A 4,632-nucleotide genomic window follows, 5' to 3' on the forward strand; every position below is an offset into this window, starting at 1 on the left:
TGACAGATTAAATCATCGCGCAGGAATGCGGGGTGAAACAGAATTTGCCTGGCGGCGATAGCGCGGTGGTCCCACCTGACCCCATGCCGAACTCAGAAGTGAAACGCCGTAGCGCCGATGGTAGTGTGGGGTCTCCCCATGTGAGAGTAGGGAACTGCCAGGCATCAAACACGCGAAGAAACCTCATGCGAAAGCATGGGGTTTTTTTGTTTGCCTGCTGTTTGCCGGGAAACACTCACCGGGGCAGGATGTCCGCCATAAACGGCCAGGCATCAAATCAGTCAGAAGCCCGTCCTCACGGACGGGCTTTTTGCGTCTTTATCCATGAAAAACTAAAACATCCTGAATAGCCGCCTGGCCGCAATCAAGCAAGCCTTCCCCCAGCAGATACGGTAAACTAGTGCAGATTTTGCATCAGGAAGCCACTATGAATCACTCCCTCAAACCCTGGAACACCTTTGGCATTGACCGCATGGCCAAAGCGATTGTACGTGCTGAAAATGAACAGCAGCTATTGTCCGCATGGCAACGGGCCACTGCAGAGGATCAGCCCGTTTTGATCCTTGGTGAAGGGAGCAACGTACTCTTCCTGAAGGATTATGCCGGTACGGTGATAATCAACCGCATTATGGGAATTGAGGTCACGGAAACGCCTGATGCCTGGCATCTACACGTTGGCGCCGGAGAAAACTGGCATCAACTGGTGCAGTTTACGCTGGATAATGACATGCCGGGTCTGGAAAACCTCGCCTTGATTCCTGGGTGTGCAGGCTCTTCCCCGATTCAGAATATCGGCGCATATGGCGTCGAGCTACAGCGTGTTTGCCAGTATGTTGATTGTATCGAGCTGGCAACTGGCCATAAGCAGCGTCTTTCTGCGAGTGAATGCCGTTTTGGCTATCGTGACAGTATTTTCAAACATGAATACCAGGATCGCTTTGCCATCGTTGCGGTAGGTCTCCGCCTGACAAAGGTCTGGGATCCGATATTAACCTACGGTGACCTGACCCGCCTTGACCGACAGACCGTGACTCCGCGTCAGGTGTTTGACGCCGTTTGTCATATGCGAATGACTAAGCTCCCTGATCCGAAGGTGAGTGGAAATGCCGGCAGTTTCTTTAAAAATCCGGTGATTGATGCCGGGAAAGGGCAGACGCTACTGGCCATGTTCCCGAATGCTCCGCACTACCCGCAGGCAGATGGGCGTATAAAACTGGCCGCAGGCTGGCTAATCGATCAATGCCAGCTGAAAGGGAAAACCATCGGCGGGGCCGCGGTGCATCGTCAGCAGGCTTTAGTATTAATCAATGCTAATCAGGCAACCAGCGACGATGTCATTAAGCTGGCGCATTATGTCCGTCAGCAGGTAGGCGAGAAGTTCAATGTCTGGCTCCAGCCGGAAGTCCGCTTTATTGGCGCAACCGGTGAAGTGAATGCCGAGGAGGCTATTGCATGAGAGATAATACAATCCCCCTGACATTGATATCAATTTTAGCGGATGGCGAATTTCATTCCGGAGAGCAACTTGGCGAGCGTCTGGGAATGAGTCGGGCGGCAATCAATAAACATATTCAGACTCTCCGCGACTGGGGAGTTGATGTGTTCACCGTCCCAGGAAAAGGTTACAGCCTGCCAGAGCCGATCCAGCTATTAGATGAACAGCGAATCGCTGCACAGATCGAACATGGACGGGTAACAGTGCTTCCCGTTATTGACTCGACGAACCAGTATTTGCTGGATCGTCTTAATGAATTGCAATCCGGCGATGCCTGTGTTGCTGAATATCAGCAGGCCGGCCGCGGTCGTCGAGGGCGCAAGTGGTTTTCTCCCTTTGGCGCAAACCTCTATCTCTCGATGTACTGGCGGCTTGAGCAAGGGCCCGCTGCCGCAGTGGGATTGAGTCTGGTCATCGGGATTGTTATTGCAGAAGTGCTCCAGAGCCTGGGGGCTGATAAAGTTCGGGTGAAGTGGCCAAATGACCTCTATCTTCAGGATCGTAAACTGTCAGGTATTTTGGTTGAGCTGACGGGAAAAACCGGCGATGCGGCACAGATAGTCAGCGGGGCGGGGATCAACCTGGCCATGCGTCACGTCGAGTCAGATGTCGTAAACCAGGGATGGATTAGCTTGCAGGAAGCTGGCGTATCTATCGATCGTAATACGCTGGCCGCGCGCCTGATTAAAGAGCTTCGTGCGGGCCTGCAGCTCTTTGAGCAGGATGGCCTGGCGCCTTATCTGACGCGTTGGGAGAAATTAGATAACTTCCTCAACCGCCCGGTGAAGCTTATTATTGGCGATAAAGAAATATTTGGTATTTCGCGCGGTATCGATACTCAGGGCGCGTTATTGCTTGAGCAGGATGGCGTGATAAAACCCTGGGTTGGTGGTGAGATATCATTGCGCAGTGCAGAATAAACTGAATAAAAAGGGAGCCCAGGCTCCCTTTTTATTTTCTGTAATCGTTATTTCCGTAACCGAACCTGATCAACGGAGTGATTAGCACTTTTCGTCATGATAAGACTGGCTCGTTCACGAGTTGGTAATATATTTTCTTTTAAATTCAGCAGGTTAATCTCATTCCATAATGAGGTGGCAATGTTCACAGCTTCGTCTTTGGAAAGCTTTGCGTAATTATGGAAATAAGAGTCCGGGTCAGTAAAAGCCCCTTCACGGAATTTTAAGAAGCGGTTGATATACCATGTTTTTAGCAACTCTTCGGGCGCATCAACATATATCGAAAAGTCAACGAAGTCAGATACAAATACGTGGTGCGGATCATGAGGATAATCCATCCCGCTTTGTAAAACATTTAATCCTTCCAGAATCAAAATGTCCGGCTGCGCGACGGTTTTATCTCCATCGGGGATCACATCATAAATCAGATGCGAATAAACCGGAGCGGTAGCGTTAGGGATACCGGATTTCAGGTCGGAGACGAACTTGACCAGACGATGCATATCATAGGATTGCGGGAAGCCTTTCTTCTTCATCAGCCCGCGTTCTTTCAATACGGCGTTAGGATGCAAGAAGCCATCGGTCGTTATCAATTCAACATGACGATGTTCCGGCCAGCGGCTGAGCAGCGCCTGTAATACGCGCGCCGTTGTGCTTTTCCCTACCGCAACGCTCCCGGCAATACTGATGATATAGGGAATGCGTTGCCCGTTAGTTCCGAGGAATTGTTCCAGCACGGCCTGACGGCGCAAGTTAGAACTGATATAGAAATTAAGCAAACGCGACAGCGGCAAATAGATCTCGGCAACTTCTTCAAGAGAAAGATCTTCGTTGATGCCTTTTAACCGCGTGATTTCTTCCTCTGTCAGCGTCATCGGAACGGAATCACGAAGTGCAGCCCATTGGTTGCGGTTAAATTGTAGATAGGGTGTCATTAACGTCTGCTCTTTTTTGCTCATAAGCATGTTCTTAGCATCGCCGAATCAAATGCAGCGAGGGATGCTTCACACAAGTTAATCAGGACAATGGGCAGGAGGGTAACACCAGATTGCGAGGAATAATAAGAAAAAACTCATCGGATAGTGCTTTCTAATGCAGACATCACAAGAGCGGGGGGCGCAGGTAATTACTAAACAGGTGAATAGAGCGCTCAGGTTACGTGAGCGATAAATGCCGCGGAAGGGAGTCGTCAGCGATGCAGCCAGGCGAAGCTGGAATATCTGCTTTGCGGGCTAAAAGATCGATTATCGTATGCAGAGGTGCTCAGGAAATCGCCCGGGAGGTCAAAAATGCCGGTCTTGAACAAAATATCCCGGGTCAGCGTACGATTTACGCTTAGGTAAATGCCGTTTTTTTGTGCTCCGTTGTTTGAAATTGCAACGATTTTCCTTGTTTGAGCACAAAATATGAGCAATGGAACATTTTATGCAATTTTTTAGTTGCATGAACTCGCAGGTCTCCCTAAAATGCGCGCTACTTGATGCCGACTTAGCTCAGTAGGTAGAGCAACTGACTTGTAATCAGTAGGTCACCAGTTCGATTCCGGTAGTCGGCACCATCAAGTGCCTGGTGGGGTTCCCGAGCGGCCAAAGGGAGCAGACTGTAAATCTGCCGTCATCGACTTCGAAGGTTCGAATCCTTCCCCCACCACCATCTTTCGGCAACGCTTTGCGGAGCCAGAGTTGCTTGGTTAAACTAATCAACTCAAACAGAAAAAGAGATAAGTCTCTTTTTTTTGTTATAGAAAGAACTGGGTAGCCGAGTTTCAGGATGCGGGCATCGTATAATGGCTATTACCTCAGCCTTCCAAGCTGATGATGCGGGTTCGATTCCCGCTGCCCGCTCCAGACGTGCTGATATGGCTCAGTTGGTAGAGCGCACCCTTGGTAAGGGTGAGGTCCCCAGTTCGACTCTGGGTATCAGCACCACTTCTTTATCTCTCCTTCCCTGTTTCTCTCTGTTTATTGCATTCAACAAGTCGGGCATGTTGCCCGGTTGATGTGGTGATATCACCGATTTATCCGTGTCTTAGAGGGACAATCGATGTCTAAAGAAAAGTTTGAACGTACAAAACCGCACGTTAACGTCGGTACTATCGGCCACGTTGACCATGGTAAAACAACGCTGACTGCTGCAATCACTACCGTTCTGGCTAAAACCTACGGTGGTTCTGCTCGC

4 protein-coding genes, 4 tRNA genes and 1 rRNA gene are annotated in these 4,632 nt (G+C 49.9%); 8 read left to right on the top strand and 1 reads right to left on the bottom strand.

The window, feature by feature from the left end; translation table 11 throughout:
- The first annotated feature begins 47 nt into the window (after nt 1–47).
- The 3 genes from rrf (at nt 48) to birA (ending at nt 2,415) form a co-directional block, all read left to right on the top strand.
- Nucleotides 48–163 (top strand): 5S ribosomal RNA (gene rrf / locus ROR01S_RS25520).
- 264 nt (nt 164–427) lie between these two features.
- Nucleotides 428–1,456 (top strand): UDP-N-acetylmuramate dehydrogenase, encoded by a 1,029-nt coding sequence (murB, locus tag ROR01S_RS25525; protein ID WP_044350021.1) that lies wholly within the window; start codon nt 428–430, stop codon nt 1,454–1,456.
- Nucleotides 1,453–2,415: a bifunctional biotin--[acetyl-CoA-carboxylase] ligase/biotin operon repressor BirA gene (gene birA / locus ROR01S_RS25530; protein ID WP_004118405.1), complete on the top strand. Its 963-nt coding sequence runs from the start codon at nt 1,453–1,455 to the stop codon at nt 2,413–2,415. The genes murB and birA overlap by 4 nt, the downstream gene beginning before the upstream one ends.
- Nucleotides 2,416–2,462: 47 nt before the next feature.
- Here birA and coaA read toward each other — a convergent pair whose 3' ends face one another.
- Nucleotides 2,463–3,413 (bottom strand): type I pantothenate kinase, encoded by a 951-nt coding sequence (gene coaA, locus ROR01S_RS25535; protein WP_015585388.1) that lies wholly within the window; start codon nt 3,411–3,413, stop codon nt 2,463–2,465.
- Between the two features lie 523 nt (nt 3,414–3,936).
- Between coaA and ROR01S_RS25540 the strand changes: the two genes are divergently transcribed.
- The 5 genes from ROR01S_RS25540 to ROR01S_RS26745 form a co-directional block, all read left to right on the top strand.
- Nucleotides 3,937–4,012 (top strand) — tRNA-Thr (locus ROR01S_RS25540).
- Nucleotides 4,013–4,022: 10 nt separating this feature from the next.
- A tRNA-Tyr gene (locus ROR01S_RS25545) sits at nt 4,023–4,107 on the top strand.
- Between the two features lie 119 nt (nt 4,108–4,226).
- Nucleotides 4,227–4,301 (top strand) — tRNA-Gly (locus ROR01S_RS25550).
- 5 nt (nt 4,302–4,306) lie between these two features.
- Nucleotides 4,307–4,382 (top strand) — tRNA-Thr (locus tag ROR01S_RS25555).
- Between the two features lie 115 nt (nt 4,383–4,497).
- Nucleotides 4,498–4,632 (top strand): GTP-binding protein (locus ROR01S_RS26745; RefSeq protein ID WP_009484166.1); only part of this gene is annotated, 135 nt, incomplete at its 3' end.

Source organism: Klebsiella ornithinolytica NBRC 105727 = ATCC 31898 (assembly GCF_001598295.1).
GTDB lineage: Bacteria > Pseudomonadota > Gammaproteobacteria > Enterobacterales > Enterobacteriaceae > Klebsiella > Klebsiella ornithinolytica.

Excerpts from the sequence above, each read along its gene's own strand:
- murB (WP_044350021.1), top strand. The coding sequence starts at position 428 with ATGAATCACTCCCTCAAACCCTGGAACACCTTTGGCATTGACCGCATG.
- coaA (WP_015585388.1), bottom strand. The coding sequence starts at position 3,413 with ATGAGCAAAAAAGAGCAGACGTTAATGACACCCTATCTACAATTTAAC.
- birA (WP_004118405.1), top strand. The coding sequence starts at position 1,453 with ATGAGAGATAATACAATCCCCCTGACATTGATATCAATTTTAGCGGAT.